Origin of the sequence: Umezawaea sp. NPDC059074 (assembly GCF_042738955.1) — a bacterium.
Lineage (GTDB): Bacteria > Actinomycetota > Actinomycetes > Mycobacteriales > Pseudonocardiaceae > Umezawaea.
Genome location: NZ_JBHYHC010000275.1, coordinates 1 through 3,592 on the forward strand (window position 1 = coordinate 1; position 3,592 = coordinate 3,592).

At 69.5% G+C, this 3,592-nt stretch carries 4 protein-coding genes; all 4 read right to left on the minus strand.

Annotation, left to right across the window (positions count from 1 at the left end; all coding sequences use genetic code 11):
* Window positions 1-44 precede the first annotated feature (44 nt).
* The 4 genes from ACFWW9_RS45955 to ACFWW9_RS45970 all read right to left on the minus strand — a co-directional run bounded on the left by ACFWW9_RS45955 (window position 45) and on the right by ACFWW9_RS45970 (window position 3,414).
* Complete coding sequence (locus ACFWW9_RS45955; protein WP_390389954.1) at window positions 45-767, minus strand: type 1 glutamine amidotransferase; 723 nt, start codon at window positions 765-767, stop codon at window positions 45-47.
* The gene (locus ACFWW9_RS45960) at window positions 760-1,944 is read right to left on the minus strand and encodes a MurT ligase domain-containing protein (protein WP_390389955.1); all 1,185 of its coding nucleotides are present in this window, start codon (window positions 1,942-1,944) and stop codon (window positions 760-762) included. The genes ACFWW9_RS45955 and ACFWW9_RS45960 overlap by 8 nt, the downstream gene beginning before the upstream one ends.
* 145 nt (window positions 1,945-2,089) lie before the next feature.
* Entirely contained in the window at window positions 2,090-2,572 is a 483-nt protein-coding gene (locus ACFWW9_RS45965) for a helix-turn-helix domain-containing protein (RefSeq protein WP_390389956.1), read from the minus strand.
* A 134-nt stretch (window positions 2,573-2,706) separates the two neighbouring features.
* Entirely contained in the window at window positions 2,707-3,414 is a 708-nt protein-coding gene (locus tag ACFWW9_RS45970) for a vancomycin high temperature exclusion protein (protein ID WP_390389959.1), read from the minus strand.
* Window positions 3,415-3,592: the final 178 nt, after the last annotated feature.

Consider the following 3,592-nt stretch of genomic DNA (forward strand, 5'->3'; position numbering starts at 1 on the left):
GCTGTGTCCGGTGTGGACACAGCCCCTCCGTCGTTCGTGGAAGATCAGGCCTCTACGCGCTGGCCTGCCGCCTTGGACCGCTCCGCGCGCAGGCGCGTGACGGCCGGGAGGTCGAGCGGGGCGGGCTTGGAGCCCGTGGCCCACTCGATCAGCAGGTCGGCGATCTGCGGGTTGCGCGGCAGGACGGGGCCGTGGAGGTAGGTGCACAGGATCTTGCCCTGCACCGCGCCCTCCACCTTGCCGTCGTTGCCGGTGCCCACGGTCACGTGCGCCAGCGGCTGCGCCGCCGGGCCCAGCTCGGTGCGGCCCTGGTGGTTCTCGAACCCGGTCAGGAAACCCTCGAACAAGCCGTTGGCCGGCTTGGCGAGGACCTCGCCGATGGCGCGCGAGCCACCGGCGTAGGAGACCGAGTCGATCAGGCCGAGACCGGGGTGGGTCACGTCGTCGGCGCGGGTGAACTTCTCGCCGAAGATCTGGATGCCCGCGCACACGCCGAGCACCACGGCGCCGCGCGCGGCGGCCCGCTGGAGACCGGGGTTGTCGCGGAGGTGGCGCACGGCCAACGTCTGCGCCGTGTCCTCGCCGCCGCCGACGACGTAGATGTCGCACGAGTCCGGCACGGCCTCGCCGAAGTTCACGGACACGATCTCCGACGGGATCCCGCGCCACGCGAGCCGCTTGTCGAGGACGACGGCGTTGCCGAAGTCCCCGTACGTGCCCAGCAGGTCGGGCAGCACCAGGGCGATCCGAACGGTCGAGTCATTCACCGGCGGACCTCGCGTTCAGGTCGCGGAACGCGGTGTAGTTCGCGATGACCTCGACCGCCCCCTGCGGGAGCGCGTCGATGGCCTGCAACGGGTCGGGCACGATCTGGTGTTCCACCTCGGCGTAGGTCAGGCGCACGGCCAGATCGGTGGCGCGCTCGCCCGACGCGATCACGGTGCGGCCGCGCAGGCGTTCGAACGGCACGTCCCACAGCCACGACAGGTCGCGGCCGTCGGCCTCGTTCGCGTTGATCACGAGGACCGCGGGGTGGTCGGACTCCTTGACCACCGTCAGGGTCTCGCTCCAGCCGGCCGGGTTCTTCGACAGCAGCAGCCGGGCGGTGTGCCCGCTGCGCTGGATCGTCCGGTACCGGCCCGCGACGTTGGACACGCCCCGCAGACGGCGGACGGCCTCCTCGATCTGCACGCCCATCGTCGCGGCGGCCGCCGTGGCCATCACCGCGTTCGCCTGGTTGAACTTGCCCGGCAGGCGCAGTTGCAGCGCCACCTTGCTGGCGTTCGGCGCGATCAGGAAACCGTCCGTGGTCACCCAGTCCGGCTTGGGCCGGGCCAGGTCGCACGTGCTGCACGTCCAGTGCTCGCCCTGCCAGCGGATCGGCTCGCCGCACCTCGGGCACGAGGCCGAGTCGTGGTGCCAGCCGGTGCCGGTCGCGACCCAGACGACGCGGTGCGCGTCCTTGGCCGCCGACGTCACCATGATGTCGTCGCAGTTGGCGATCACCGTGCAGCCCCGCAGCTTGGAGATCACGTCGCGCAGGGAGCGCTCGATCGTGCGCACCTCGCCGACGCGGTCCAGCTGGTCGCGGCTGAGGTTCAGCAGCACCACGACGTCCGGCTGCGCGGCGGCGGCGACGGCGGGGAAGTACCCCTCGTCGACCTCCAGCACCGCGTACGGCGCGTCCGGCTGCTTGCTCAGCGCGGTCACGTGGCCGTCGGGCATGTTGGCGCCGCTGTGGTTGGTGGCCACCTCGCCCAACGCGGTCACGGCGCGGCTGAGCATCATCGTGCTGGTGGTCTTGCCGTTGGTGCCGGTCACCAGTGCGACCCGCCTGCCGGACGTCAGGCGCCGGAGCGCCTGCGGGTCCAGCTTCAACGCCACCCGGCCACCGATCATGCCGCCTGCGCCGAGCCCCATCTTCTGGGACAGCTTCGAACTCATGTTGCCCAAGCGCACGGCAGCCGCGGTCCGCAAAGGCAGACGGGCTGGGGAGGCTGGATCTTCATTGCTGTTGGTAGGCAAGCGACTTCCTGCATTTGGAACGGGCGCGCCCCTGGTCACGCGGCGAGTCTAGCTTGGCCCTCCGCTACCTCCGCGCGGTCCCGCCCAGATCACGCAGCGCCCGGATGAGCTCGACCGTGCTGAGCTGGCACAACTGGGCCATGTACTCCAGCGCGGGCAGATCGAGGTGCACCTGCGGGGTCTGGCCGAGCGGCAACGACTGCAACCGCCCCTGCGCCCACCTCCGCAGCGGCTGCAGCTCCGGCCGCTCGTCGGCCACGATCGCGACGAGGTTCAGCGACAGGTGCCCGGTGGGCGTGTCCCCGAACACGCGTTCGTGCACCCGCGCGAGCACCTCGTGCGCCGGCACGGCCAACGCCGCGCAGATCTCCACCAGCCGCACGACGGACACCTGCCGCGTGCCGAGCTCGTAGGTCGCCAACGTCTGGAGCGAGATCTCGCTCTGCAGACGGCTGTTCAACTCCTTGCGGGTCCATCCGCGCTGCTTGCGAAGGCTGCGGAGCTCATCGCCGAGCACGCGCTGGTACGCCGCTGTGTCGATCTGCACCGTCACTTCCTCCACCTGATCCGCGTGGGGCCGTGAGCCCCACGCAGAGGAAAGGCGGGAAAGGTGGGTCGATTACGCGACTTGCCCCGTTTATCGCCCGATCGGGCTAACCGAGTAGTACTGTCAGTAGTCCTTCAGGGCTTGAGGGCGGTGGTGACGCCCTGCTCGGCAGGGCCGAGGAACGTCGGGTCGGGGCGGGCGACGACGGCGTCCCAGAGCGCTTTGCCACTGGCCAGGGACTCTCGGAACCAGCCGTAGGTGGTGCCCTCGGGGAAGGCTTCGGAGGTGTCGTGGCCCACGCCGAACGCCTCCAGGCCGGCGGCTCGGCAGAGGGCCACGGCTCTTGGGAGGTGGAAGGTTTGGGTGACCACGGTCACTCGTTTCACGCCGAAGATGCGGTTCGCTCGGGCGCAGGAGTCCCAGGTGTCGAAGCCTGCGAAGTCGGCTACTACGGCTCTGTCGGGGACGCCCTTGGTGAGGAGGTAGGTGCGCATGGAGGTGGGTTCGTCGTAGGTCGTGCGGCTGTTGTCGCCGCTGACTAGGAGGACTTTGACCTTGCCTCGGTGGTAGAGGTCTGCGGCTACGTCCAGGCGGCCGGCTAGGAAGGGGGTGGGTTTGCCGTCCTTGGTGAGGCCTGCGCCTAGGACTAGGGCTACTGGGGTGGTGGGGACGTCGGTGGGGGTCAGGCGGTACGGGGCGCTGGAGAGGAGGGTCCAGGTGAAGGGGGTCAGGGCTAGGGCAGTGAGGGTTGTGGCGGCTAGTGCGGCTCGGGCGGCTCTGGTTCGGCGGGTCTTCTTGGGGTGGGGTTTCGGGGTTTTGGGTTGGGCTGTGGAGCCTGGCACTTGGGTCCCCCGTCGCAGGTGATGGAGGGTGGACGTTTGGGGGATGGGTGGGGTTGTCCGTGTGTTGGGGTCAACCCCCGATTGCGCCAATTATCCCACCCTTTTTCGCTTTGTCAAGGCTGGAAAGACGCCTTGACAAAGCGTAAGATGGGGGGGGCGCAAAAAAAATCGGGGGCCG